The organism is Sporotomaculum syntrophicum, assembly GCF_009932395.1.
Taxonomy (GTDB): domain Bacteria; phylum Bacillota; class Desulfotomaculia; order Desulfotomaculales; family Desulfallaceae; genus Sporotomaculum; species Sporotomaculum syntrophicum.
This window is the reverse complement of record NZ_LSRS01000002.1, coordinates 424,940-449,076: the sequence shown is the minus strand read 5'-3', so window position 1 is coordinate 449,076 and position 24,137 is coordinate 424,940. Positions and strand designations below refer to the sequence as shown.

At 49.3% G+C, this 24,137-nt stretch carries 30 protein-coding genes and 1 other RNA gene; 6 read left to right on the top strand and 25 right to left on the bottom strand.

Going from position 1 to position 24,137, the window contains the following annotated elements; all coding sequences use genetic code 11:
* Both SPSYN_RS15840 and SPSYN_RS04510 read left to right on the top strand, forming a co-directional pair.
* The coding region (locus SPSYN_RS15840; protein ID WP_207708546.1) for a hypothetical protein at positions 1–231 on the top strand (231 nt) is incomplete at its 5' end.
* 148 nt (positions 232–379) lie between these two features.
* On the top strand, positions 380–733 hold the full coding sequence (locus tag SPSYN_RS04510; protein ID WP_161821294.1) for a hypothetical protein: 354 nt from the start codon (positions 380–382) through the stop codon (positions 731–733).
* Between the two features lie 6 nt (positions 734–739).
* Here the strand turns inward: SPSYN_RS04510 and SPSYN_RS04505 are convergent, their stop codons facing one another.
* The 13 genes from SPSYN_RS04505 to SPSYN_RS04445 form a co-directional block, all read right to left on the bottom strand.
* A complete protein-coding gene (locus SPSYN_RS04505) occupies positions 740–943 on the bottom strand; it encodes a hypothetical protein (protein WP_161821293.1) in 204 nt (67 codons plus the stop codon).
* Between the two features lie 191 nt (positions 944–1,134).
* Complete coding sequence (locus tag SPSYN_RS04500) at positions 1,135–1,497, bottom strand: hypothetical protein (protein WP_161821292.1); 363 nt, start codon at positions 1,495–1,497, stop codon at positions 1,135–1,137.
* Positions 1,498–1,509: 12 nt separating this feature from the next.
* Positions 1,510–1,866 (bottom strand): hypothetical protein, encoded by a 357-nt coding sequence (locus SPSYN_RS15905; RefSeq protein WP_243152905.1) that lies wholly within the window; start codon positions 1,864–1,866, stop codon positions 1,510–1,512.
* A gap of 197 nt (positions 1,867–2,063) precedes the next feature.
* Positions 2,064–2,414 carry a RusA family crossover junction endodeoxyribonuclease gene (locus tag SPSYN_RS04490; RefSeq protein ID WP_161821291.1) on the bottom strand — a complete coding sequence of 117 codons (351 nt, stop codon included), beginning with the start codon at positions 2,412–2,414 and terminating at the stop codon, positions 2,064–2,066.
* On the bottom strand, positions 2,414–2,779 hold the full coding sequence (locus SPSYN_RS04485; protein ID WP_161821290.1) for a hypothetical protein: 366 nt from the start codon (positions 2,777–2,779) through the stop codon (positions 2,414–2,416). The genes SPSYN_RS04490 and SPSYN_RS04485 overlap by 1 nt, the downstream gene beginning before the upstream one ends.
* Before the next feature lie 13 nt (positions 2,780–2,792).
* Complete coding sequence (locus SPSYN_RS04480; RefSeq protein ID WP_161821289.1) at positions 2,793–3,548, bottom strand: ATP-binding protein; 756 nt, start codon at positions 3,546–3,548, stop codon at positions 2,793–2,795.
* Entirely contained in the window at positions 3,478–4,503 is a 1,026-nt protein-coding gene (locus SPSYN_RS04475) for a DnaD domain protein (protein ID WP_161821288.1), read from the bottom strand. Before SPSYN_RS04475 ends, SPSYN_RS04480 begins: the two co-directional genes overlap by 71 nt.
* Positions 4,504–4,647: 144 nt before the next feature.
* On the bottom strand, positions 4,648–4,980 hold the full coding sequence (locus tag SPSYN_RS04470) for a DNA replication protein (RefSeq protein ID WP_161821429.1): 333 nt from the start codon (positions 4,978–4,980) through the stop codon (positions 4,648–4,650).
* Between the two features lie 49 nt (positions 4,981–5,029).
* Entirely contained in the window at positions 5,030–5,230 is a 201-nt protein-coding gene (locus SPSYN_RS04465) for a hypothetical protein (protein ID WP_161821287.1), read from the bottom strand.
* A 128-nt stretch (positions 5,231–5,358) separates the two neighbouring features.
* Positions 5,359–7,383 carry an AAA family ATPase gene (locus tag SPSYN_RS04460; RefSeq protein ID WP_161821286.1) on the bottom strand — a complete coding sequence of 675 codons (2,025 nt, stop codon included), beginning with the start codon at positions 7,381–7,383 and terminating at the stop codon, positions 5,359–5,361.
* Between the two features lie 174 nt (positions 7,384–7,557).
* On the bottom strand, positions 7,558–8,796 hold the full coding sequence (locus SPSYN_RS15900; protein WP_279279238.1) for an AAA family ATPase: 1,239 nt from the start codon (positions 8,794–8,796) through the stop codon (positions 7,558–7,560).
* A gap of 60 nt (positions 8,797–8,856) precedes the next feature.
* Complete coding sequence (locus tag SPSYN_RS04450; RefSeq protein WP_161821285.1) at positions 8,857–9,072, bottom strand: hypothetical protein; 216 nt, start codon at positions 9,070–9,072, stop codon at positions 8,857–8,859.
* A 2-nt stretch (positions 9,073–9,074) separates the two neighbouring features.
* Positions 9,075–9,329 (bottom strand): helix-turn-helix transcriptional regulator, encoded by a 255-nt coding sequence (locus SPSYN_RS04445; protein WP_161821284.1) that lies wholly within the window; start codon positions 9,327–9,329, stop codon positions 9,075–9,077.
* A gap of 199 nt (positions 9,330–9,528) precedes the next feature.
* Here SPSYN_RS04445 and SPSYN_RS04440 point away from each other — a divergent pair, with 199 nt between their 5' ends.
* From SPSYN_RS04440 to SPSYN_RS04430, 3 genes are read left to right on the top strand one after another with little or no spacing between them, the layout of a single operon-like run.
* A complete protein-coding gene (locus SPSYN_RS04440; RefSeq protein ID WP_161821283.1) occupies positions 9,529–9,939 on the top strand; it encodes a helix-turn-helix domain-containing protein in 411 nt (136 codons plus the stop codon).
* A gap of 9 nt (positions 9,940–9,948) precedes the next feature.
* On the top strand, positions 9,949–10,380 hold the full coding sequence (locus SPSYN_RS04435) for an ImmA/IrrE family metallo-endopeptidase (protein WP_161821282.1): 432 nt from the start codon (positions 9,949–9,951) through the stop codon (positions 10,378–10,380).
* Positions 10,377–11,885 carry a recombinase family protein gene (locus SPSYN_RS04430; RefSeq protein WP_161821281.1) on the top strand — a complete coding sequence of 503 codons (1,509 nt, stop codon included), beginning with the start codon at positions 10,377–10,379 and terminating at the stop codon, positions 11,883–11,885. Before SPSYN_RS04435 ends, SPSYN_RS04430 begins: the two co-directional genes overlap by 4 nt.
* On the opposite strand, the gene ssrA is transcribed toward SPSYN_RS04430, so the two are convergent.
* From ssrA to SPSYN_RS04405, 5 genes are all read right to left on the bottom strand, one after another.
* Positions 11,864–12,224: a transfer-messenger RNA gene (gene ssrA, locus SPSYN_RS04425) on the bottom strand. The genes SPSYN_RS04430 and ssrA overlap by 22 nt on opposite strands.
* Before the next feature lie 14 nt (positions 12,225–12,238).
* Positions 12,239–12,697, bottom strand: coding sequence for an SsrA-binding protein SmpB (gene smpB / locus SPSYN_RS04420; protein WP_161821280.1), 459 nt, complete (start codon positions 12,695–12,697; stop codon positions 12,239–12,241).
* A 141-nt stretch (positions 12,698–12,838) separates the two neighbouring features.
* Positions 12,839–13,390, bottom strand: coding sequence for an HD domain-containing protein (locus SPSYN_RS04415; protein WP_161821279.1), 552 nt, complete (start codon positions 13,388–13,390; stop codon positions 12,839–12,841).
* Positions 13,391–13,415: 25 nt separating this feature from the next.
* Positions 13,416–13,835 (bottom strand): PaaI family thioesterase, encoded by a 420-nt coding sequence (locus tag SPSYN_RS04410; protein ID WP_243152903.1) that lies wholly within the window; start codon positions 13,833–13,835, stop codon positions 13,416–13,418.
* Between the two features lie 141 nt (positions 13,836–13,976).
* Positions 13,977–14,201 (bottom strand): hypothetical protein, encoded by a 225-nt coding sequence (locus SPSYN_RS04405; RefSeq protein WP_161821278.1) that lies wholly within the window; start codon positions 14,199–14,201, stop codon positions 13,977–13,979.
* A 154-nt stretch (positions 14,202–14,355) separates the two neighbouring features.
* Between SPSYN_RS04405 and SPSYN_RS04400 the strand changes: the two genes are divergently transcribed.
* Complete coding sequence (locus tag SPSYN_RS04400; protein WP_161821277.1) at positions 14,356–14,541, top strand: hypothetical protein; 186 nt, start codon at positions 14,356–14,358, stop codon at positions 14,539–14,541.
* Between the two features lie 74 nt (positions 14,542–14,615).
* Here the strand turns inward: SPSYN_RS04400 and SPSYN_RS04395 are convergent, their stop codons facing one another.
* From SPSYN_RS04395 to rpoN, 7 genes are all read right to left on the bottom strand, one after another.
* Positions 14,616–16,769, bottom strand: coding sequence for a sodium-translocating pyrophosphatase (locus SPSYN_RS04395; RefSeq protein WP_202623719.1), 2,154 nt, complete (start codon positions 16,767–16,769; stop codon positions 14,616–14,618).
* 212 nt (positions 16,770–16,981) lie between these two features.
* Complete coding sequence (gene secG / locus SPSYN_RS04390; protein WP_161821276.1) at positions 16,982–17,218, bottom strand: preprotein translocase subunit SecG; 237 nt, start codon at positions 17,216–17,218, stop codon at positions 16,982–16,984.
* Positions 17,219–17,321: 103 nt separating this feature from the next.
* Entirely contained in the window at positions 17,322–18,608 is a 1,287-nt protein-coding gene (gene eno, locus SPSYN_RS04385; protein ID WP_161821275.1) for a phosphopyruvate hydratase, read from the bottom strand.
* Positions 18,609–18,672: 64 nt separating this feature from the next.
* Complete coding sequence (gene gpmI, locus SPSYN_RS04380) at positions 18,673–20,220, bottom strand: 2,3-bisphosphoglycerate-independent phosphoglycerate mutase (protein WP_161821274.1); 1,548 nt, start codon at positions 20,218–20,220, stop codon at positions 18,673–18,675.
* Positions 20,221–20,235: 15 nt separating this feature from the next.
* Positions 20,236–21,003, bottom strand: coding sequence for a triose-phosphate isomerase (tpiA, locus tag SPSYN_RS04375; protein WP_161821273.1), 768 nt, complete (start codon positions 21,001–21,003; stop codon positions 20,236–20,238).
* Complete coding sequence (locus tag SPSYN_RS04370; protein WP_161821272.1) at positions 20,985–22,232, bottom strand: phosphoglycerate kinase; 1,248 nt, start codon at positions 22,230–22,232, stop codon at positions 20,985–20,987. The genes tpiA and SPSYN_RS04370 overlap by 19 nt, the downstream gene beginning before the upstream one ends.
* Before the next feature lie 375 nt (positions 22,233–22,607).
* On the bottom strand, positions 22,608–24,038 hold the full coding sequence (gene rpoN / locus SPSYN_RS04365) for an RNA polymerase factor sigma-54 (RefSeq protein WP_161821271.1): 1,431 nt from the start codon (positions 24,036–24,038) through the stop codon (positions 22,608–22,610).
* Positions 24,039–24,137: the final 99 nt, after the last annotated feature.

The following is a 24,137-nucleotide window of genomic DNA, read 5'->3' as shown; positions in this document are numbered from 1 at the left end:
TGGTGGTTATCGGGCAGCGGGGCAGGCGCTACTTCGCGCGGTGCGGCTGTGAAGATGCAGTCAAGCGCGGGGTGCTCTGCAAGCACATCGCTTTTGCGGCTATGTCGGAACTGGGGCTGGCAGCAGCGGCGCGCAGCGCGCACAGGCAGCTGTCGAGGCTGGGGCGCTAAGGCGCCCTTTTTTGGTCGTACCTTTGTCCCGCTCCGCTGTTGCGGAGCGTGTTGCGCCTAGTAAGTCGGTAGCCTAAGCTACCGCTGCAGCCACGGAGGCGATAACTTCGGGGTCGCAACTTTGGGGTCAAAGGAAGTCACAGGCATTGCTTTCGCAAAGCCTGTGACTTTGCTGTAACTATGCATGCCTTGGCTCCGGGGTCCTGTGCATGTCGGCCAGAGTGCCGACAAAGCCGCTTTGGGGTCATAACTCACCGGTCTGGCTTTGCCGGCACACTGGCCAGCTTTGGGGTCTTCAAAAGGAAGCCACACATCACCAGGCCCAGCTCTGGGATCAAATCTCTGGGGTCGGGCCTGATCATGTGTGGCTTGATTTAACTGTGCATGCTTGGCTTCGAGGTCTTGTGCATGTCGGCCAGAGTGCCGGCAAAGCCGCTTTGGGGCCTAACTTACCGGTTTGGCTTTGCCGGCACACTGGCCAGCTAACGGGTCTTTGCATGTATTCCTCTGGAGTCCTCAAAAAGGAACGGTTAGGTCATGCGCAAAAAGCGCGCATCACCTAACCTCATCTAACAGGCCGCCGGCTTAGCCCGCGGCCCTGTCCGCGCGATAGTTGTATCGTCCCGCACACCCGCCCCGCGCTGGGCTAGTATACGCGCATGGCCTTGTGCTACCAGATGGGCGGCGTTGCCGCCCCGGGAACGGGGGCCGCAGCTGCGGCCCCTACGCGCGCTTCGCGCGCGCTTTTCCGCCAGATGCGGAAACTTATGCACCTTATTGATGAACACCCCACAACAAAAAAGTAAAGGTATTGGCAAAGAAAGACGGGCACCTGCCTGGAAAATAGGCCCGTGCCATCTGGCAGCTATGCCAAAGCAATGTTGACCTCTGCCAGAAACCGGGCAACACCAGGCCGGCCACGTTACCGGGAGCGGACCAAAAAAATACCCCCACTAGGGGGTTGTTACTCTTTGGATTGATCCTTTGCCCATTCCCGGGCTATTCTGCTTATCTCTTGGTCCGCGCTAACCTCGTTGGGATCGTCTTCGTCAAAGGGCGCAAACTGGTATAGCTCAATTACTTTTCCATCTCCCTTTAGTCTGGCTTCTCGCTTGCGCAATATTTCCTGATAATCTTGCCTACCCAATTCGGTCATTTGCTCCATGTGCACATGGGCATGTATTTCGCGGGCACTAGTTAACAAGTCATGTACTTGCTGGGCCTCTGCAGCCCGGTCTATCTGGTTGAGTTTTTCATAAAAATAACGGGCTACGTTTAAAGCGTTCATCAGACAAAACATTTCCTCCATCTCAAGTTCAATCTTCATGTCCGCACTCCTTTATACTTTAAATTCATGCACTACTTTCCCATTCGGCTTGTCCTCATTTTCTTCGGTAAAGGCCAGGAATTCTTCGTCGTCTGTTGTTTCGTCCAGTGCCGGTTTCCGGTTTGGAGCGGTACCGGGCTGGGCTTTATTATTGTTCCGGGCCGCCATTTCAAACAGGTTGGGCTGGACCGATTTAATTACCACGTCCACGGATTCGTTGGGTCTGAATTGGCGAAGCTCCAGTAAGTTTTCGTTGGTCAATTCGATGTCGTCCAGCTGCACCCGGATGGCCTGAGCCCAGCCGTCAGCTAATACTTTATTGACTATTTCTATTTTTTTGATCCTGGCCCTAAAATCGGCTATACTCATTTATTCTCACTCCCTGTGCTGAGTTCCTTTTTCAATATAATTTAGCTAATGCGGCATTACTCGCCACCCATGCAATACCTTGCCTTACACCTTTCACAATACCATGCGCTGCCTTCGCAATGCGGGCACTCGCCGTCCGGTGACCAGGCCACCAAAGGGCATTCTTTGAGGCAGACTGTGCACTTCATTAACTCCATTCACAACCTCTGTATCATTACTTCCACCCGTTCCTTCGCCCCGGGCCGCACGTATAATCCGGCCTTTAAGCGGACGACCTGCCGGTCGTCCCGCCAGGCTATGTTATTCAGGCCGTCCTGAATGCTTTTGATATAGTTGTCCAAGTCGCCCTGGGAGCGGGAATCAGTAAGATAAACTTTCACCTGCAGGCTCACCGGCCCATTGTAAGGGTATTTAAACACCTGCTTGCCTGCCCAGCCAACGGTTTTCTCATAGTCACGGCTTTTTTTCGGGGTGTAAATTCTCCCGTTTTTGCCCGCCCTGGGACGTTGCTTAGGCACCGGGCGGCCTGGAATTACAAATGAAACCATTAAATCACTCCCGCATTTTTCATTTGTCTAAAGACCTGCCGGCATGCACCTGGTGTTTTGGCTAGCTGGGCGGCAGCCTGGTGGAATTTTTGTTTTTGCAGCACTATCAACACAGCTAACTGGTACAGCTCGGCATCGGTCCAGGAGTTTTTATTTTGCCGCCGGCGGTTGCTGTTATAATTCTTAACCCGCTCTGCAATAAGTGTCTCTGTCTTTGGCCTTGAAAGGTCGTGCCATGCCGGGTATGCCGCGGCACCCGGCATATCATCGCCCCGGGCCTGGGTGCGCCAAAAGGCGAGCAGGTTATTTTCCAGCACCTCTCCGGTGGTAATGTCTACTTTGATGATGTTATATAACTCTTCCATGTGTCCACTCCCCTCATAAAATCCGGTAATTATACTCGATACCACTGACCACCATTGTATGTCCCCTGCCTCGCTCCATAATCCTGGAACCAATGGCAGCGTCAATGCTTAGTAAATTTTGCGGTGTTAATTCGCTTGATATTATAGTGGGAAGCATGTTCAGGTAGCGGTAATTTAAAATATCAAATACAATCTCCACCGTCCACGGAGTGGGTTCTCTTCGCGCCTTAAACAGGTCGTCCCACACAAGCAAGTGGACTTTGCGCATATCCCAAAGCCGCGCCTCCAGGCTTTCCTCTCCGGCCCGCAGAGTGTCTTTAAGTTCGTTCATACCTTGCACATGAGGGAAATACAGTACAGATATGCCTTTTTCAAGCAGCTGGTTAGCAACAGCACAGCTCAGGTGAGTTTTTCCGCAACCCGGCTCACCAAGAAGTACCAGCCAGTTGTTCTCCTGTAATAGCTTAAAATTGGCAGCGTAATGCCAAGCGCTTTGCAGCATTTTTTTAATTACAACCGGACGGTTCTGGCTGCAAAAGTTATCAAAGGTTTTACTCTTGAAACCAGGGGTTATTTTGCTGTTTTTAAAAAGTCGTTCCCGCCGGCGGTCGGCCTGACAGCTGCACGGCGCAGCACAGTTTTTTTCAATATCAACCACAATACCGCGGTCCCGGCATATGGCGCATTTGGGTTGCCCGTCATCCCTGGAAGTAAAATTTGGAGAAGTCGATACTGTCGTATTTGTTTGGCGGTCTTCTAAAACCAGCATTTTTATCCCTAGCAGGATATCCTCCAGCGTTTCCGGGTTTCGCAGTTGTTCCTGTTGGGCCACGGATTACGCCACCTTTCTTTTTAAATTCAACATCGTGTCTTTGCACATCAGCCAGTGTTAGGACATTGTCCTTATGCCAGTTCTTCAAAATGCCCTGGATATAGGCAAATGAGAATTTGTCGTGTTGGATTGCTTTTTTTAGCGCCTCAACCAGTAAGTCATAAGTGGTTTTCTTGCTCCACTGTTCCAGCTGATCAATTTCATAACCGGACAATGGCCGTCCTAATTCGTTTTCAAACAGGGCTGCCAATTGGCTGCCGCTGTTGTTATCATCATCATTATTTTTATTTATTTTATTTATATATTTATTTAGGATACCCGACACGCCTTGCGGCCCTAGGGCCGAGACCTGCGAACAGTTAGCTGTCCTGCGAATACCTGGTTCGCTATCCTGCGAACTTTTGGTTAGCTGGCTAGCTAATTGTTCGCTATCCTGCAAACTACTAACTGTGCGCGGAACTGCTGCTGACTGTTCGCTGTTTTGCTTATTGTTCGCTATTCTGCTAACCCGCCAGCAGTCAGGTGCCCAGTCGTCAACTTGGACGTTGAACCAGTAGGTATAGGGTGATGTATTCTTTTCCCTGCCGATAATCCGCCATTTAATTAAAGAATTAATGGCGCGGCTCACTTCCTGTTTGCCCATCCAAGTGGCTGTCATAAAGTATTCATGGGATATCTGAGCCCTGGTATGACGTTTCTTGGCCCGCTGTTCGTGGGGGCTTGTATCGCAGTAATAGCCGTATGTTTGGGTAAAAATTACGTCAATTATGCTCCTTTGCGAGCCGGATAGCCTGGTCTTAGACAAGGTTAGGATAGCAGTACGGGCCAACGGAAAGTAGCCATCGTCCATATCTATTTTTGGGGGTATGTCTGAATGTAATGCTTTACTCACGTACAGTCCTCCTGAGTTCTTTTGCTGTAACGCCCTCATGGTTATACCGCTAGAAATGCCAAATCAAGAAAGCGCACAGCCTCACTAAAACATATCCTACCGTAAAGGCCAGTACAGCACAGGCGGCTTTATCATCCCAATTATTCATTCCTCCAGCACCAGCTTTAATTGACGGTTGAACATTTGCTGCGCCAATTTCTCCAGTGCCCGGGCGCGTTTAAATATTTTTGCCGCCCTGGGCTTCAGGTGCCGGGTGGCTATCTCCATGTCTTCGGCGCTTGTGATGATGAAGTAACCGCCGGCACCGGGTTCGGTGCTGCTGCCTATGGGTAGACCGTGCTCTACCACCAAGTGGTAGATGATTTCCCGGGCTTCCCGCTCGCTTAAGCCGGTCAGTTCGGCCAGCCGGCGTTTATGGATGGCCTGTTTAGAGCCAATCGGGATCAGCCCAAGCACTAGGCGCTCTTTACGGGTCATCTTTTCCAATGTTGTTTCACTCCTTTCCCGGTGGTTGCCCCCGCAAGACTTATGTTACAAATTCCGCCGGTTTACCGGGTCCAGCCCCGCCTGTCGCAAGTTCGATGGGCCGACCGCTGGTGAACTCGATGCCGGTGGTATTCATGACGTACCACCGTTGGGTTGTAAAAATATCCGTCCCTCGGTGCGGGGTTTTTGCAGATATTTCACCCACCGAGCCAATTATTAGATTTCCGCGCCGTTTTCGCAAAGATTGATCAGCTTTTCAGTTCCACGCGCTAGATGCCCTCCAGCAGGTCAAGGTAGGAATAGAGGCCGGCCACCATGCCCATTTGGGCCAGGGTGGCGGCCAGTAATTCGCCCAGCTTTTCTACTTCCTTAAACTGCGGCATGGGCGACACTCCCTACCACGGCAGACTTGCCGCGCTCGCCGCCCAGCTCGCTGACCATACCGTCCTCTACCCAAAACATCTTTACCCTTGGCAGTCCGGGATTTTGAGGGATTACATCGCCCACGGTACAGAACAACATAATCTGGTCGAACTTATCCAGCATACCCAGCATGGTGCCCGTGAGCAGGTCCCGGTTGTCCTGGTCCAGCATGTCCACTTCGTCCACGGCCAGGAAGTTCAGCCCGGTCATTTTGGCGATAGCGGCCTGAAGCGCGATGCCCACCCGGAGCTGTTCACTTTTAGAGAGCAACTTTATGGGCAGGGCCGTGCTATCCTGATGTACCAGCGGGGTGAAATCGTCCTGCCAGGTGATTTTGTAGCGTCCGTCGGTGCAGGCGGCCAGCATGGTGTTGATTTCCCTAATAAACCCGGCCAGACGGTCTCCCAGCAGGCTTTTCCGGATGCCGTCCGGGCCAAGGGCCTTGACCATATGCTCGGTGACGGCCAGTTCCACTTCCAGCATCTCCAAGTCCTGCTGCAGCTGGCAGGCCTGCCGGCGCCCGTGTTCGGCCACCTCCAGCCGGCGGAGGATCTCCCGGCCCTGGGAGATGCGTTCCTGCAGGCGGTCGATTTCCTCGGGGTCTGCGCCGCCCCTATGCAGCGTTTCCTCCCAGGCGGCCACTTCCTGTCTTGTGCTGTCCAGCTCTCTTTGGGCGCGATCGATGGCGGAGATCCGCCCGCGCAGCTCCTGTTGGGCAGTGTCAGTCTCGGCAAGTGTTTTCTCAGCACGTTCAATTTGTCGCTGCAAATCCTGCTTGCCCGCCTGCAGTTTTTGGATACTGGCCTTAAGATTGATTATTTTCTGGGCTTCGGCATCGTTTTCGGTTTCTAACTGGTTGACCAGTCCTGCCACTTCACTGCCCGACATTCGGCAGGCGATCAGCTTAGGGGCCAGGGGACAGTGCCCGTCAAATGACCGCAGTTTTTCCACCACTGCCTGTCTGGTCCGGCACCCGGCCTGCAGTGCCGCCAGTTCCCTGTCAAGTTCGGCCGACGTGCCCGCCATCTGGGCCAGCTGTTCTTTCAGCCTGAGAAGCCCTGCGTTTGCGGCCAGTTTGGCCTGCTCCTTGCTCGCCAATTCCCGCTCCAATATGTCTTTTTCACCCAGCCGATCCAATTCAAGTGCTAACCGGCCTGTTCTTTCCCGGCCTTTGGCGATATTCTCTTCCGCTGCACGACGCGAACCGTAGTCCTTAAGCAGTTCGTTTTTTTCAGCTTCCAGCCCGGCCAGCTGTCTTTCCACAGCCTCTTTATCCTCCGGTCCAATACTGTCCGGGAAGTTGGGCAGTTCCATTTCAGACAGTGCGGCCCGGATCCGCTCAAGGTCCTTTTTCGTCTCCCGTCGCTCTTCCCGTGCTCGCTTCTCCATGCCTTCCAGAATGGCTGGATCCCCGCCAAAGCCCCTGGGCAGCAGGGTATTTACCCTGCGAGCTATTTCCCGAGCCTGCTTCTCCGGTACCCCGACCCCGCACAGGTACTGTACCGTTGCGGCAGCGATTTCCTCCGCTGTGCAGGAAATACCGCACAACGCAAACAAAAATGCCTTTTGTTCGGCGGGTGTCATGGTGATAAAAGCGCCGGTATTCAGTGCTTGTCTAACAAGCTGTTCGTCCGCTCCCAGGTGGTGGTAGATGGCTGCCTGGCTTTCCTGGATGTTCCGGCTTTTACCAACGGCCAGGGTATGGGGCGGCATGGCTCGTACCACGCCGCCAAGGCCAGCTATTTCCAGCCCAACCTGGCAGTCTTTGCTCCTCCGGTTGATCAGCTCGTTTGCTCCCCGGCCGGCTTTGTCCGTCCACAGGTTGCGCCCGGTCAAAGCCCATTCAATGGCGGCCAGGATACTGGATTTTCCGCTGTTGTTGCGTCCCACGAATATATTCAGTTTGTCAAGCTCAATAGCGCTGTTTCTGTGGTTGCGGAAATTTTGGATGGCCAGTTTATTTATGCGCATTAACTTGTTCCTCCTTTGTGGGTAATATGTGGTTATGTTCAATTAGCTTTTGCCACCAGCAAAAAGGTGCGCGTTAGCGCATGGGGCGGCAAATGCCGCCCCTCATTCGATGGGGGCACCTCTTGCCTTGTTTCTGGTTCAAGGCTTGGGGCAAGAGGAATGTCCCCTGGTTCGCTAAAACAGCCGCATCCTGCTGCCGTTTGCCGCTCTGGGTGGAAGCGGTGCCGGCTCGGGTTGGGAGATTGCCCTGCTGTCAGCCATACTCAAGAGCAGGTCTATCATCCGGCTGGCCTCCGGCTTGGCCAGTTCTTTGATTGACGTTTTGCCCGTCTCCCGCTCAACAAGCTGGTGCAACATATCTTCCCCCAGCCCGGCTTCTCCGGCTGAGGCTAATATCTTTTTAACCTGCGCCGGAGTGGCCAGAGCCTGGTTAATTGTCCGTGATTGCCTGGCGGGTTGGTTCTGGCCGGCGAGAACAGTATTTTGCGTGTAGGGTTCACGGTGGTTAACCGTTCGACCCGAAGTTACCGCATGCTGCCCGAAGTTATCCCGCTCCGGGGCCGGCGGATTACCCGCCGCAGCCGGTCCGTGTTCGACCGGAATACCGCCGCCGTTGTTATCCGCTGCAAGTCCCGTATATCCTCTGGTACCGCCTGCAGCACCGGCTGCTTCGGCCTGTACGCCGCCAACTACCACCAGGTTAGGCTGTCGTTCGGCGCGAGGCTGTGCATCGACACCGGCCTCCAGCCATCCCAGCAGTTTACCACCCGTTTCCGGTGTGGGCTTGAACACCTGCCCGTCGAACAGGCCGGTGCGGTCTTTGCTGGCACTGGCCGTATGGTTGTGGTCCAGGTCCAGGAAAACCGTGAATTCGTACTCCAGCCCGTCACGCTGGATGGGGTTCATGCCTATTTTTTTGACCACCGTTTTGCCGTTCTCCACCACCTGGACATGCTCCATCTTAGAGCGCAGGGTGGCGATGATGTGGCACCTGGACTGCAGCATGGTGTCCACCAATTCGTTGTGACGCGGGGTCACCTGCCGCCAGGCGCTCCAGGAGTTGCCGCCTTTATCTGCCGCGAAACCGTGGATATCCAGCACGCCGCCCGGGCCGGCCCAGGCATGGGAGAGGCTGTCGATGATGGTAATTTGGTAGCCGGCGTTTTCTGCCGCCCGGATAGCCTCGATGTATTTTTCCGGTGTGAAGGGAGCGGTGAGGGTACAAACGTCGTATTCACCCAGGTGGGCGTAGAGCTCTCCCGATCCGCGTTCCGTGTCGATAAGGGCGACCGGCCCACCCAGGCCAAATGCCGTAAGCAAGGCGCTGTAAGTTTTTCCGCTGCCGGCGGGACCGGCGATGGCCAGGCGCAGCTTGGCCTTCTTGCGCAGGGCGCGGTGGAATTGGATGGCCATTGTTTATTCCTCCTTTAAATTAGTAACCAATTAATTGGATTTGCCGCACACACCGGCCTTTTAAGCACCGGGTTGCGCCCGGGGTTCGGTTGCCGCCTTTGACAATTTGTCCACCTCCCTTTTGTGTTGGGTGTTCAAATTTACCGCCAGTATCCGGGCCAAACGGTCCAGGTAAGCATTGGGATCGTCTCCGGTTGCACCAAGGACCTCCCGTTTGACGGTCTTAAACCCATCTTTTGTGCGTTTAGCTATAACTTTGTATAACACCACCTGCATGGTTACCTCGCGCCGGAGTTACCCCGGTCATTCATGGCCGACCTATCCTCTCTGCAATCTGCAAAGTTTACAGACATAAAAAGGTCGTCCATACTCTGGCCCAAAACAACGGCAATTTTCCGGGCAATGGGCAGGGACATGCGTCTTACTCCCGTTTCCAGCTGGCAGTAGTAGCTTTCAGATATACCAATCATTTCACTGATTCTCTTTTGGGAAAATTTTTTCTGCATGCGTACTTTTTTTAGATTAGTCAGCATAATTATGACACCTCCGACTTGGCAATTCGCCAACTAACTAAATTATAACAGCTTGGTTGGCGATATGCAATGAATGAAAACAAAAAATTTTGCATTTTGCCAAGAAGCAAAGAAAACACTTGTTTTTTTGGCAAATAGCAAACTATAATATGTATGTAGTTTGCATATTGCAATGCGTTTGTTAGTGGGGGGTGAAACTGTGGAAAATGAGTTTGGGGCGAGATTGAGGAAACTGCGTGAACAAAGGAAATTAACCCAGTCAGAGCTGGCCAAACTTTGTGATTTGGGGGAATCAACCATTTCCTTTTATGAGTCGGGCAAAAGGGAGCCCAGTTATAAAATTTTGTTAAATTTGGCGGAAAAACTTAACACAACACCCAGTTACCTTCTGACGGGAAACTATGAAAAAGATAACTCACCCTGGTGGGAGAAAGATAACCCGCCCGCGGCCATTGAACTGGAATATTTTATTAGAAACCAGACGAATTTGCGCATTTTTGGGGACCCGTTAGACGATGACATCAAGGACGATGTGATGTTGGCATTGCGTGCGGCATGGGAAGCCATAAAAAAGGAAAAAACCGCCTCAAAGCAACCCAAGAGGAAGTGATTTTTATCTATGGCCTTGTACAAAGAGGCAAGAATACTTGCCAAGAGCGGGAAAAAACCTTCGACAATCGCCCGGGACATAGGTATTAAAATTTTGTACGTGCCTTTTCAAAAAATCAAGGGATTGGCCTTATCACTAGGCAACAACAAAATGATCTTCATCAACGATGGCCTACCGGAAGCAGAACAAGAATTTGTCTGCGGACACGAGTTGGGCCATTTTTTATTGCACCCTTCGACAAATTTTCTTTTCATTTTGCAAAACACCTTCTATTACGGCAAACACGAGTACCAGGCCAATTACTTCTCCTTCGTTCTCCAGCTGGGTGAGAGGGCTGAAGAATACAGCAATTTAATTAGCGAGGCAGCATCGTCCAATGACCTGCAGCGATTAACCCGGCTGGTATGGGAATTGAGTGAAAAGGAGGATGATATACCGTGAAAGCAGTAATTTACGCCCGGTTCAGCAGCGACAACCAGCGGGAGGAGAGTATAACCGCTCAGGTGCGGGCCTGTACGGAATACTGTAAAAACAAGGGGTACATCGTTACTAAAACATATACCGACGAAGCCCGCTCGGCCCTGACTGACGACCGGCCCCAATTCCAAAAAATGATCCAGGATGCACGGGATGGCCTGTTTGATGCCCTGATTATTCACAAACTGGACCGGTTTGCTCGCAACCGCTACGATAGTGCGCTTTACAAGCGGGAACTGCGCCGGGCAGGAGTTAAGATTGAATCCGTACTGGAACGCCTGGACGACTCCCCGGAAAGCATCTTGCTGGAAAGTTTATTGGAAGGGCTAGCCGAATACTACAGTAAAAACCTGGGCCGGGAAGCAATGAAAGGCATGAAGGAAACCGCCCTGCAGGCCAAGCACTGCGGCGGCACCCCGCCACTGGGCCTGGATGTCAACCCGGAGCGACATTATATTATTAATGAATACGAAGCAAAAGCCGTGCGCCTTATCTTTGAAATGTATGACAACGGTTTTGGTTACGATAGGATTATCGACGAATTGAATACTTTTGGTTACCGCACAAAACGAGGCGGTCCGTTTGGAAAAAACTCCCTCCACGAAATCCTGAAAAACGAAAAATACATTGGCGTTTACACTTTTAACAAACGCCAGGGCAGGACTGCAGACGGGCGAAAAAATAACCGCCGGCAAAAATCAAAGGATGAAATTATCCGAATCTCCGGGGCCATTCCACCCATAATCGACGAAGATTTGTTTAACCGGGTACAGGAACGGATGCTTAAACGTAAACATAACCCGGAAAAGGCCAGGCAAAAGGCTAAAACAACATTCCTGCTTACCGGCCAGGTGTTTTGCGGTGTATGCGGCACTGCTTACATAGGCAACACGGCCACCAATAACGGCACACGTTACAGTTATTATGAATGCGGTGCCCGTGACCGGACTAGAACCTGTACCAACCGGCGCATCAGAAAAAACGCATTGGAAGGCATTGTCCTTGACGAAATTGATAAATCCATTTTTTCCCTTGCTGTACGACCTGCGTTGGTAAATAAAATAATTGATTTTTATAGCCAGTTCTTTAGCCAAACAAATAACGAAGCAAAACACTTGGAGAAAGAATTTAAACGAGTACAGGTGGCAATAAACAACTTACTGCAGGTAATAGAACGGGGACAGGCATCGGAAGCATTGCTGGAACAGCTATCCAAGCGTGAGCAAGAAGCGGCCCTTTTGCAACAGGAATTGGACAAAATAGAAGCCAGAACAGCAATTACGTTGACCAAAAAGGATATTGAACGTTATCTTGAGGATTTATATGAAAGGTTTAGTGATAAACAAAACGAGGAGCTTTTGAAGCCCCTCGTGCAGCAGTTTGTAAATAATGTGACTGTTTTTGAAGATGAAATCGAAGTTGTATTGAAATTATTTTTGGTTACCAATGGTGGAGGCGGGGGGAGTTGAACCCACCGTCCGAAAGAAGAGCCACAAGACCTTCTACGAGCATAGGATGTGTTTTAAACTTCGCTCCGTTGGCGCCCACAACCAGGCTTCGCCGGAACTATCTCGATAAATGTCCCCGTTTAGCCTCCGAGAATTGGCTAAAAGGTAAGCCTGCTCATATGACACCCCATGATCCGCTCCACAGGCAAGTGCGGGTGGGATGCTAGCTGCAAATTAAGCAGCTAGAGCGTAATTTTCTTCGTTGGCAGTTATATTAACTGTTCCACCGTTTAACGGGCTGATGGAACCCCGGCTCGCTTATCCTGCCACAACTTCCCCCGTCGAAACCATTTCGCCCCCGAATAATTTAAATATTACTGCTTTTGCCTTTCCCTGATTGCTCGGTCCATATCCCTTTTGGCATCTCTTGCAGCAATATCTTCCCTCTTATCATACTGTTTCTTGCCCCGGGCCAGGGCCAACTCTACTTTAGCCCATTTGCCATTTTTAAAGTACACCTTCAGAGGAATCAAAGAGAAACCTTTTTCTCTGGTTTGGCCAAACAAGCGCATGATTTCACGTTTATGCATTAGTAGCTTGCGCGGCCGCTTGGGTTCATGATTAAACCGATTGCCCTGCTCATATGGACTTATGTGCATATTATACAATACCAGTTCACCATTTTCAATCCTGGCATAACTATCTTGAAGGTTGGCCTTACCGGCCCGGATAGACTTTATTTCTGTACCGGACAGAGCAATACCGGCCTCATAAGTATCATCAATGTGATACTCGTGACGTGCCTTACGGTTTACAATTGTATTGGCCGGCATGAACAACACCTCGATAATCAAAGCCCTGCCAGTCGTTTAGGCAAGGGCTTGCTAAGTCCAATTTCTATAACATAATGAGAAATGCATTCTGTAATCCAGGTAATTATAAATTATATCATCATCTTATTGTTTGTCAACTACCTAGAGTCCCATTTCATCGGCAATATCCTGCATAGCTTCCAGCCCCAGCCCGAGAAACGCACCCAATTCCAGGCCAATTTCGGAGCAGGAGGCAATTATTTCGCGATTGGCACCACGAGCAAATGACTTTTCATTAAACCTCTTTTTCAGGAAGTCAACATCGATAGCCGACAGCTTTTTCTCCGGCTTGATTAGCGCACCAGCAACAATTAACCCGGTCAGCGGGTCGGTTGAGTACAAGGCTTTGTCCATTAATGAATTACGAGGCAGGCCATGGGCCTCATTATGAACCCGCACAGCATATACCACATCCTCCGGCAACCCGAGTTCCGCCAGCAAATATGCGCCCTCCAGGCTATGCCTGTGCGGGTCGTCCTTAGTCCGGTCGTAATCAATATCATGCAGCAATCCCGCAAGGCCCCATTTTTCAACATCCTCGTTAAAATGCCGGGCTAAATGACGCATTACAGCCTCTACTGCCAGTGAATGTTTAATTAAATTTTTATTCTTTAAATGCTGCTTTAAGACTGCATAAGCCTCTTCTCTGGTCATCCACTAAGTCTCCAATCTTTAATAATTATTTTAGTTCAGTTTTCATAAACTTGGCATTTGCTCTGACAGCAACTTTCCCGTCAGGCAGGATAATCCGGCCGGCCATTAAGTACAGCCGTCCTCTTTTTACCTCCTCGCACCACGACTCCACCACCAGTCTTGTGTTAATCGGTACTCCATAGCTATACCGAGTGGTCATTTCCGCAGTCATAATGGAAATATCATTAAACCATAGCCACCAGGCCATTGTTTCATCCAGTAAGGCAGCAATTAAACCGCCGTGCATATAACCATTCCAGCCCTGATGTTCTTCCTTGGCTTCAAATTCGGTGCGACAAATCTCACCGTCCAGTGTAAATTTTAGCTTTAAGCCAATGGGATTAGCCTGGCTACAGCCAAAACACATATTGTTATTGTCTTTAATTCTATCTTGCAGAAGCTCCACCCCCCACGTACAATATCCTTATATATTATAACCTATTATGGCAATAGTTACCTGATTAACAATGGGGGAAATATAGGCTGCGACAAATAAAAAGTCGTCCAATTGGACGACAAGTAGTACTTTACCTTTCCGGGCAAATTGCTATAGCCCGTGAATATCGTTTTGCACTTGTTGGCATAATATCTCATTTTTATTAATGCGCTCTGATAAATCCTCGATACGCGCATCAGCATCGCCCTGCTCTTTTAGCTGGGCAAGCTCATCTTTATTCTCTTCAATTTCCTGTTCTAGTTCATAAGCAAAGTTTATCTTCTCATCAAAAGTCATGCCTTTTTGGTAACGTTCCCCAGGATCGCTGTAATCCAAAAATAACCCCTCCGCTCATCTAGTTAATTTTTATTATGCTCATGCTTGCATAAAAAATGCACCATATAATTTACCTTTCAGCAGCGGTGCTGGCATTTCAGAACAAAAAGCCTTATAATCAACTTTAATCAAGCTAACCATGGGAGGTATTGCCTTGGAGAATAAACTTTCGTTTTTCTTGGCTTTAATTGCTTTTATCTTCGCTGCCAGCCTGATCCCCATGAGCAAGCTGAACATGCGCGGAAAGGGTGTTCGCATTTGGCGCCTTATTACTTTAGCCCTGCTGGTTGCCGCAGCTTGGTTAGCCATGTTCGCGCCAGCGCTAAATAGTAATAAATGAATCCTTTCAAGAATTCGAATCTACTATTGACATCCCATAAAAAAAGCCGGACACAAAGCCCAGCTTTTTTTATTTTACAGTCTAGTGAGCAGAGGACCAAGGATTAGTGAAATAGTACCTGCCACCTTGATCAGCGGGTTCATTGCGGGACCGGAGGTGTCTTTACAGGGATCGCCTACAGTATCACCGATAACCGCGGCCTGGTGTACCGGGTTGGGCTGGCCGTCAATCTTCTTGCCGCCCAGGGCACCGCCTTCAATGTACTTCTTGGCATTATCCCAAGCACCGCCGGCATTGGCCAGGAACAAGGCTAACAATACACCCGTGGTGGTCAGACCGGTCAGGAATCCAGCCAGCGCCATAGCGCCAAGACCGAAACCTACGAGAGGCGGCACGGCAACGGCGATAATACCGGGAAAGATCATTTTGCTAATAGCAGATCGGGTAGCGATGTCCACACAGCGAGCGTAGTCTGGTTTACCGGTACCTTCCATAATTCCTTCAATTTCCCGGAACTGGCGTCGTACTTCTTCCACCATTCCAAAAGCAGCTTCACCTACAGCACGCATTGTGCGGGCACCAATTAGGAAAGGTACCGCTCCGCCAATGAAAATACCAACCAATACCATAGGATCAGTCACGTTAACGATAAAGTCACCGCCAGTAACTGCCAGAGCATCCTGCATATTGGGGTTATGCTTAACACCGTCAACAAAGGCACTGAACAAAGCCAGAGCAGTTAAAGCAGCAGAACCAATGGCAAAGCCTTTGGCAATGGCTGCAGTGGTGTTACCCACAGCATCCAGCTTGTCAGTTTTCTCACGAACTTCAGGGGGCAACTCAGCCATTTCAGCGATACCACCAGCGTTGTCGGCTACAGGGCCAAATGAGTCCATAGCCACCACCATACCGGCAGTGGAGAGCATCCCCATAGCCGCCATGGCAATACCGTAAATAGCCCACAGGCCGGCTTGTCCTTCGGGAGCATTTGACATCACAGCCCAAAAAGAGAAGTAAATAGCACCGGCAAATACCAGCATGGGGAAGAATGTAGATTCCAAACCCACTGCCAGGCCATGAATGATATTGGTCGCCGGTCCAGACTTGGAAGCTTCAGCGATTTTTAATACCGGAGTCTTATCTGCACCGGTGTAGTGTTCAGTAAGCCAGCCAACAGCCACATTTACAACCAAACCAGCGGCCACAGCCATAAAAATACCAAATGAAACATTGCCGAAAGCCACCCCGGATGGTTCAGCAATTTTTTCAGCAGGGAAAACAGCCTTGGCCACGAACCAGGTACCAATCAAAGTCATCAGGTTAGTGCTCCACAAGCCTACATTCAAAGCAGCCTGGGGGTTGCCGCCTTCAGTGGTGCGCACAGTAAAGGTACCCAAAATAGCGGCAATAATGCCAACAGCGCCTACCAGCAGCGGGAAAATAACACCGGAAAAGCCAAACAAGGTGTTACCAATCAGCATCGCCGCAATGGTGGTAGCTGCATAGGATTCAAACAAGTCGGCTCCCATACCGGCGGTGTCACCGACGTTGTCACCCACGTTGTCCGCGATAGTCGCCGGGTTGCGTGGGTCATCTTCCGGAATACCGGCTTCAACTTTACCCACCAGGTCAGCGCCTACGTCAGCGGCCTTGGTATAGATACCGCCACCGACCCTGGCGAAGAATGCAATTACGGATGCCCCAAAGGCGAAACTGTTAATAATCAGCGGGCTTTTAAAGACAATAAACAGCACGGAAACACCCAACAAGCCCAAACCGGCCACGGAAAGTCCCATAACGGCGCCGGCCCGGAAAGATACCTGTAAAGCTTTGTTCAATCCGGAGCTGCGGGCAGCTTCAGCAGTCCGGGCGTTGGATTTGGTAGTACTATTCATACCAATATAACCGGCAATGGCTGAACAAATTGCGCCCACCAGGAACGAAATAGCTGATTCCGGGCCTACAGGCAAGTGAGAACCTGGTTGTTGTTCAATAAAAAATCCAGCTGCCCATAATAATATAAAAATTACAATTGCAAAAGGAGTCAGTGTTTTGTACTGGCGGTTCATGTACGCCATGGCACCCTCTTGAATAGCTTCAGAAAGCTGCTTCATCTTAGGTGTGCCCATACTCTCTTTGAGAACCTGAGACATAGTGAAAAGGGCGAACAGCAGCGCCAGAGCACCTGCTCCGGCAGCATAGTAGGCCAACTTAATATCAAAGTCCACTTATAAATACCCTCTCTTCCCTCTAAAAATAAGCAATACTTTAATAAAATTCCCAATAAAATATTAAAATGTCAGTGAATCTACATTCACCTCCTTGAAAAATACCATTATAAATATAAATTATAACATAATGTGCAAACATTATTAAATAAACATAGTAAATATTGCCTTGCGATAAACTCAAATAAAAATCCGGGGAAACCCCGGATTTTTTATCTGGCTAAAACTACAAGAATTAGTGAAACAGCAGCGAATGCAATAGCAACTAATACAGTAATTTTAGCAAGAAAATCATCCAGGCCTTTTTTCTTACCGAAGAAAGTTTCAGCGCCACCGGCGATGGACCCGGATAATCCTGCACTCTTACCTGATTGCAGCAAAACTACTGTGATTAGACCTATACTCAGGATTACTTGTAAAACAGTTAGAATAATTTCACCAACAGCCAAAATTTCACTCCCCCCTTTAACATAAACATTTTAATATACCGGAGTGGATAAAGCAACACTTGTCCGGTAGAAGAAGGACAATGTCGCCCGGGGAGTGTCAAATTTAACGCAAATTATAAAATACCCGACGGCCTTTGAATAATGCTGTCCCGCCCAGCTCATCCTCAATGCGCAGCAGCTGGTTGTACTTGGCAACCCGGTCGGTACGGGAAGGAGCTCCGGTTTTAATTTGACCCGCGTTTACCCCGACTACTAGGTCGGCAATAGTAGCATCCTCAGTTTCACCTGAGCGATGAGATACCACTGCCGTATAGCCTGCCTGTTTAGCCATTTCAATGGCATCCAGCGTTTCTGTAATCGTGCCGATTTGGTTTAGTTTAATCAAGATGGAATTAGCTGTGTTAGTTTCAATACCCTTGGCCAGCCGCTCCGTGTTGGTGACAAACAAGTCGTCCCCCACAATCTGCACTTTGCTGCCCAGACGCTGAGTTAACTGCTGCCATCCCTCCCAATCGTCCTCGGATAAACCGTCTTCGATAGAAATAATGGGGTACTTTTCAACCAAACGGGCGTAAAAATCAATCATTTCAGCCGACGTATAGGTAACTCCCTCACCAGCCAGCACATACCGGTTGTCCTTAAACATTTCGGTAGCCGCAGCGTCAATGGCCAGAGCCACATCTTCTCCGGGGCGATAACCCGCTCCTTCTATAGCCTCCACCAGTGAGGCCAAAGCTTCCTCGTTGGAGCCCAGGTTGGGAGCAAAACCACCTTCATCGCCTACTGCCGTATTCATGCCTTTTTTCTTCAATACGTTTTTTAGTGTATGGAAAATTTCTGTGCCCATGCGCAGCGCTTCAGCAAAATTCAAGGCTCCCACAGGCATGACCATAAACTCCTGAATATCTACATTATTATCGGCATGCTTGCCGCCATTTAAAATGTTCATCATGGGCACGGGCAGCAACCTGCCTCCAGTCCCACCCAGGTAGCGGTACAAAGGCAGTCCCAGTGTTTTTGCAGCAGCCTTAGCAACAGCCATGGAAACACCCAGGATGGCATTAGCGCCCAGATTGCCTTTATTTTGAGTGCCATCCAAGTCGATCATAGTTAAATCAATACCTGCCTGGTCGGTCACGTCATAGCCGATGACTTCCGGGGCAATGGTTTCATTAACATTTTCGACAGCTTTGAGAACACCCTTGCCATTGTAACGCTGAGGGTCATCATCCCGCAATTCTACCGCTTCATAAGCCCCGGTGGAAGCACCAGAGGGCACCGCAGCCCGACCCATTGTGCCATCCTCCAAAATCACGTCTACTTCAACTGTGGGATTGCCCCTTGAATCCAGTATTTCCCTGGCCATTACATCAAGTATCGTAGTTAACATTTTAATTTACCTCCTTGCGAACATAGTAACTTATTTATATTTTTACTTTCAACACCCGGGGACACTAATCTGCCTCCAACAAGCTGTGGCCAGTCATTTCGGGTGGTTTTGCTATATTAAGCAGTTGCAGCACAGTGGGAGCCAGATCCTCCAATCGCCCGGGTCGCAGCTTGGCATTTTTATGCTCCTCGCTGACCAGGATTAAGGGAACTGGATCGGTTGTGTGGGCGGTGAAAGGTTCCCCGTTTTGAGCAACCATATTTTCCGCGTTACCGTGATCGGCTGTGATCAGTGCGATCCCGCCTGCCTGCTGCACTGCCTGTACACCCCGGCCAATGCACCGGTCTACTGTTTCTATAGCTTTAATGGCAGCGGACAATATTCCAGTATGCCCAACCATATCTGGATTGGCATAATTTACAATAATCACGTCATAAATCTGTTCATTTATTTTATCCAGCAAAACATTGGTTACCTGCTCAGCGCTCATATCCGGCTGCAAATCATAGGTAGCTACACTGGGTGAAGGTACCAGAATTCGATCCTCACCCTCATTGGGTTTTTCCACACCGCCATTAAAAAAGAAGGTGACATGAGCATATTTTTCTGTTTCTGCCAAGCGCAGTTGCTTAAGCTTATGGTAGCTAAGCACTTCACCCAGGGTATTAATTAGTGTTTGGGGACGGAAGGCTACCGGTGCCTCAATGGTTTTATCATACTGGGTCATACAAACATAATGCACCACCGGCCGGTCAGCAGGCCGCTCAAAACCATCGAAATCAATATCAACAAAAGCACGGGTGATTTGTCTGGCCCGGTCAGGCCGAAAATTATAAAAAATAATCGCATCGCCATTGTCCACCCGGCCAACAGGCTGGCCTTGCTCATCCACTATAACGGTAGGCTTAACAAATTCATCGGTCTCACCACGACCGTAAGCCTGCTCCAATGCTTCCAAGGCCGATGGTGCTTGATAGCCTTCACCTAGCACCATCGCCAGGTAAGCAGATTGAGTACGCTCCCAGCGACGGTCCCTATCCATAGCATAATAGCGCCCCATAACTGTAGCCACTTGGCCGGTTTCAATTTTTTTCATCCGTTCGGTAAGGGGGATTATGTATTCTCGCGCATTAGCCGGGGGCACATCCCGGCCGTCCAAGAAAGCATGCACAAATACCCGTGACAAACCCTGGTCACGGGCCAGTTCAAGTAAGGCATATAAATGTTCTATATGGCTATGCACACCACCGTCTGAAAGCAAACCCATCAAATGCAGGGCTGATTGACGCTCCCGCACCTTATCAACAGCCTCCAGCAGCACCGGGTTATCATAAAAAGTGCGCTCGCGAATAGCCTTGCTAATTCTGGTTAATTCCTGGTAAACTACTCGCCCGGCACCGATGTTTAAATGTCCCACTTCGGAATTGCCCATTTGCCCCTCGGGCAACCCTACATCCTCACCGGAAGTGCCCAGCCAAGTATGAGGATATTGTGCGAGCAGTTTGTCCATGATGGGCTTGCAAGCTAAGGCAATGGCATTACCCTGGTGATTTTCGGAGAGGCCCCAGCCGTCTAAAATAAAGAGCACCAGGGGGCGTTTATTGGTAGCCAAATATCTTCCTCCTCATTATCCAGCAACAGCATTTTTGATAATATCGGTGAAGCTGTCAACCTCCAGGCTTGCCCCGCCCACCAGTGCCCCGTCAATATCGGGCTGAGCCATTAATTCAGCAGCATTGCCCGGCTTAACACTACCCCCATACTGGATACGGACTGCCTGAGCCGCAACTTCACCAAACAGGCTGCGTAACAAGCCACGGATGAACTCGTTTACCTGCTGGGCATCCGAGGCAGAGGCCGTGCGCCCGGTGCCAATAGCCCAGACCGGCTCGTAAGCCACTACCAGCTTGGCCGCCTGCACAGCGCTAAGCCCCGCCAGGGAGCCTTCCACCTGTTTGCGAACAACCGCTTCAGTAGTACCGGACTCTCGTTCCTCCAGCCGTTCGCCAACACAAACAATAGGCATTAAATCGTGTGCCAGCGCAGCATGTACTTTTTTATTTACCATGACGTCAGTTTCCCCAAAATACTGCCGGCGCTCGGAATGGCCAAGAATAACATAACGGCAGCCAATTTCTTTTAGCATGCCAGGGGCAACTTCCCCAGTGTAAGCACCCTCGTTCTCCCAATACATATTCTGAGCCCCGACGGCAATTCCCGCTCCCAGGTCCCGCAGCAGCCCGGACACTGCCGCAAGGGCGGTAAATGGTGGGCATACCACCATTTCCACCCCGTGCAATCCGGATACCCTGTACGCCAGCTCACGCACAAAATCGACCGCCTCACCGACGGTCTTAAACATTTTCCAGTTACCTGCTATGAGGGGTTCGCCCATGTTACACTCTCCTCAGGATAATGCGGATAGATCTCGCTCCGGTCCACTTCTTGGATCACTTTCAAACCAGGCAGTTCCTTGCCCTCCAAAAAAGCAAGCGACGCACCACCGCCAGTGGAAACATGGGTAATTTTATCAGCTACCCCTGCTTTTTCCACTGCAGACGCCGAATCACCGCCGCCGATGATGGTGATTGCATCAAGATCGGCCAGTGCACGGGCAATTTCCATGGTTCCACTCGCAAAAGGCTCAATTTCAAATACCCCCATGGGACCATTCCACAATACCGTAGCTGCGTTTTTGAGATTTGCAGTAAACTTTTTCACCGTCTCAGGTCCTATATCCAAGATCATGCTATCTATCGGCACAGCGTTAACCGGAACTATTTGGACATTTGCATCAGGAGACATTTCCGTGGCCACTACTACATCCACGGGCAATATAAGTTCTACACCCTTGTCCCGAGCATTTTGCATCAATTGCCCGGCCAGCTCAACTTTATCTTTTTCTAAAAATGATTTTCCTATTTCCAGACCGCTGGCTTTAAGGAAGGTATTAGCCATACCGCCGCCAACTAATAAAGTACATACCTTATCCAATAAATTGTTGATCACAGTGATCTTATCCGAAACTTTTGCCCCTCCCATAATGGCTACAAAGGGGCATTTTGGAGATTTTAACACCTGCCCCAGCATGTTAAGTTCTTTTTCCATTAACAGACCCGCCACCACAGGGAGATATTGAGCAACCCCGTAATTGGAGGCGTGAGCCCGGTGCACCATACCAAAGGCATCATCAACCATTACATCGGCTAGAGAGGCCAACTGACGGGCAAATTCAGGGTCGTTCTTCTTTTCCTCGGGGTGAAACCGCAGGTTCTCGAGCATTAGCACAGAACCTTCCTTAAGCTGCTTTACCGCCCGCTGAGCATATTCTCCAATGCAATCATCCGCCTTGTGCACCGTAACCTCTAACAGCCTCTGCAGGCATTCAGCAACGACATCCATCCGGTAAATTTCATTATGCTCCCCAAACTTGGGTCTGCCGAGATGCGACATTAAGATTACCTTAGCTTTTTCGCCGAGCAGATATTTTATAGTAGGCAGCGTAGCCCTGATTCGAGTATCATCAGCAACATTACCATTTTTATCCAAGGGAACGTTAAAATCCACTCTCACCAGCACCCGCTTGCCGGATACATCCACATCCCTGATCGTCTTTTTGGCCATAAAATCCCCCTCCTTAAGAAATAATATTAGAGTCTTCTTTTATCACCATTGCGGAAAGTGCATCTGCATAAGAAGTGAGGGTACTAAGAAAAAGCGGAAGGAACGTGTGGTAAATCGCCTTATTTAGTATGCCCTGAATTCTTTATCGGATGCATCTTACCGTGCCGCGTTATTTTCATTAATTTTACTTTTTTCGGCTTATTTCGTTACTGCTGCATTAACGCTATTTCTAATAGTATACATCAGTTGGTATTATTTAATCAAATATGTTATACTCTATTCGCTAATTTAGATAATAGTTCCTGCTTTTTGTTGTATACAAAAAACAAAAACCTACAAAAAAAAAGAACCGCTAGGCGGTTCCTTCTCTCGTCATTAATAACGTTTTCTTTTTCTTATAGGAGGTATATTCATCTCATCGCGGTATTTTGCTACTGTACGCCGGGAAATCTTCACGCCGCGCGTTTTAAACATATCGGCGATCTGCTGGTCATTTAGAGGCGTTTTAGCATCTTCCCGGTCGACAATCTCTTGTAAGGTTTTTTTAATGCTTTCGGCAGAAACTGCCGTGGAACCTTCAATGCTGCTTAAACCGGAAGAAAAAAAGTATTTCATTTCAAAGACACCCTGGGGAGTCTGAATATACTTATTCGAGGTCGCCCTAGATACAGTGGACTCATGCAAACCAACAATATCTGCCACAGTTTTAAGATTTAGCGGTTTTAAATATTTTACCCCATGTTCCAGGAAATCACGCTGTAATTCAACCAGACACTTAGTAACCTTGTATAAAGTCAAACGGCGTTGCTCAATGCTTTTAATCAGCCAAGCCGCAGCATTTAGTTTATTCTCCACAAATTTTTTAGTCTGGCTGTCACCCTTACTCTGGCCCAGCACAGCACGGTATGTGTTGTTGATCGTTAATCGAGGAACTGAAGTGTCGTTGGTGATGATTTCATACTCGCCATCTGCTTTATTTAAAACAATATCCGGCACAATATAACGATTATCATTTTGGTTGCTGAAATTGCGCCCGGGTTTAGGGTCCAGGGTTTTTAGCAAATCAGCCACTTGCTGGATCTCTTGTACCGATACACCCAGCACCTGGGCGATGCGGTTGTACTTGCCGTCGGCCAGATCCGTAAGGTGGTTATCTACTACCGCACAGACCAGCGGGTCATCAAAGTTCAGGTAATTCAACTGCAGCAGCAGACATTCCTGCAGCGTACGGGCACCTATGCCAGGCGGATCGAAGGTTTGTACAATTTTTAAGGCTTCCAACACCTTCTCTGCAGGTTCATTAACTTCTTGAGCTATTTCGTCAATTGAACAACTAAGGTACCCATGATCATTGATATTACCGATAATATATTCAGCAATGACCCTTATCCGCTCACTAATCTTCACCAAACCAAGTTGACGCATCAAGTGTTCCATTAAATTCGGTGCAATGCTGATATAATTTTCATAAGTGTAATCATTATGTTCCCGACAGGATTCAGAAGGAGTCATACCCAGATCGCTACTATCTTGGAAATAATCCTGCCAATCTATATCGTATTCATTTTCTTTATCTTTATCTTTTTCCTTGCCGCCGATATCGGCTTCAACAGATAATGGTTCTTCAAGGTTAGTATTTTCGTAATCTTCACCTATTTCCAGCATAGGATTCTCCTGCAACTGCTGTTCCACGTACGTACCCAGTTCCAAGGAAGAAAACTGTAAAATAGCAATGGCTTGGCGCAATTCGGGAGTCATAATTAGTTTTTGAGTTTGAACAACATCAAGCACATAACCCATGCGCATTTAGCCAAATACCCCCAATTCAATAAACTATTTAATTTTTATTAAGTCATTACTTCGACATTCATTAGCAAAAATCCTGCCTGTAATTTTATATTTACT

Bases quoted from the DNA above. Each gene is read 5' to 3' on its own strand.
- SPSYN_RS04470 (WP_161821429.1), bottom strand. From the start codon at position 4,980: ATGACCCGTAAAGAGCGCCTAGTGCTTGGGCTGATCCCGATTGGCTCT.
- tpiA (WP_161821273.1), bottom strand. From the start codon at position 21,003: ATGGGCGAACCCCTCATAGCAGGTAACTGGAAAATGTTTAAGACCGTC.
- SPSYN_RS04435 (WP_161821282.1), top strand. From the start codon at position 9,949: ATGGCCTTGTACAAAGAGGCAAGAATACTTGCCAAGAGCGGGAAAAAA.
- SPSYN_RS04490 (WP_161821291.1), bottom strand. From the start codon at position 2,414: ATGGTTTCATTTGTAATTCCAGGCCGCCCGGTGCCTAAGCAACGTCCC.
- SPSYN_RS04460 (WP_161821286.1), bottom strand. From the start codon at position 7,383: ATGCGCATAAATAAACTGGCCATCCAAAATTTCCGCAACCACAGAAAC.
- SPSYN_RS04510 (WP_161821294.1), top strand. From the start codon at position 380: ATGTCGGCCAGAGTGCCGACAAAGCCGCTTTGGGGTCATAACTCACCG.
- SPSYN_RS04480 (WP_161821289.1), bottom strand. From the start codon at position 3,548: ATGCTGGTTTTAGAAGACCGCCAAACAAATACGACAGTATCGACTTCT.
- SPSYN_RS04485 (WP_161821290.1), bottom strand. From the start codon at position 2,779: ATGGAAGAGTTATATAACATCATCAAAGTAGACATTACCACCGGAGAG.
- eno (WP_161821275.1), bottom strand. From the start codon at position 18,608: ATGTTAACTACGATACTTGATGTAATGGCCAGGGAAATACTGGATTCA.
- SPSYN_RS04445 (WP_161821284.1), bottom strand. From the start codon at position 9,329: ATGCTGACTAATCTAAAAAAAGTACGCATGCAGAAAAAATTTTCCCAA.
- rpoN (WP_161821271.1), bottom strand. From the start codon at position 24,038: ATGCGCATGGGTTATGTGCTTGATGTTGTTCAAACTCAAAAACTAATT.
- SPSYN_RS15905 (WP_243152905.1), bottom strand. From the start codon at position 1,866: ATGAGTATAGCCGATTTTAGGGCCAGGATCAAAAAAATAGAAATAGTC.
- smpB (WP_161821280.1), bottom strand. From the start codon at position 12,697: ATGCCGGCCAATACAATTGTAAACCGTAAGGCACGTCACGAGTATCAC.
- SPSYN_RS15900 (WP_279279238.1), bottom strand. From the start codon at position 8,796: ATGGCCATCCAATTCCACCGCGCCCTGCGCAAGAAGGCCAAGCTGCGC.
- SPSYN_RS04370 (WP_161821272.1), bottom strand. From the start codon at position 22,232: ATGGCCAAAAAGACGATCAGGGATGTGGATGTATCCGGCAAGCGGGTG.
- SPSYN_RS04415 (WP_161821279.1), bottom strand. From the start codon at position 13,390: ATGACCAGAGAAGAGGCTTATGCAGTCTTAAAGCAGCATTTAAAGAAT.
- SPSYN_RS04450 (WP_161821285.1), bottom strand. From the start codon at position 9,072: ATGCAGGTGGTGTTATACAAAGTTATAGCTAAACGCACAAAAGATGGG.
- SPSYN_RS04500 (WP_161821292.1), bottom strand. From the start codon at position 1,497: ATGAAGATTGAACTTGAGATGGAGGAAATGTTTTGTCTGATGAACGCT.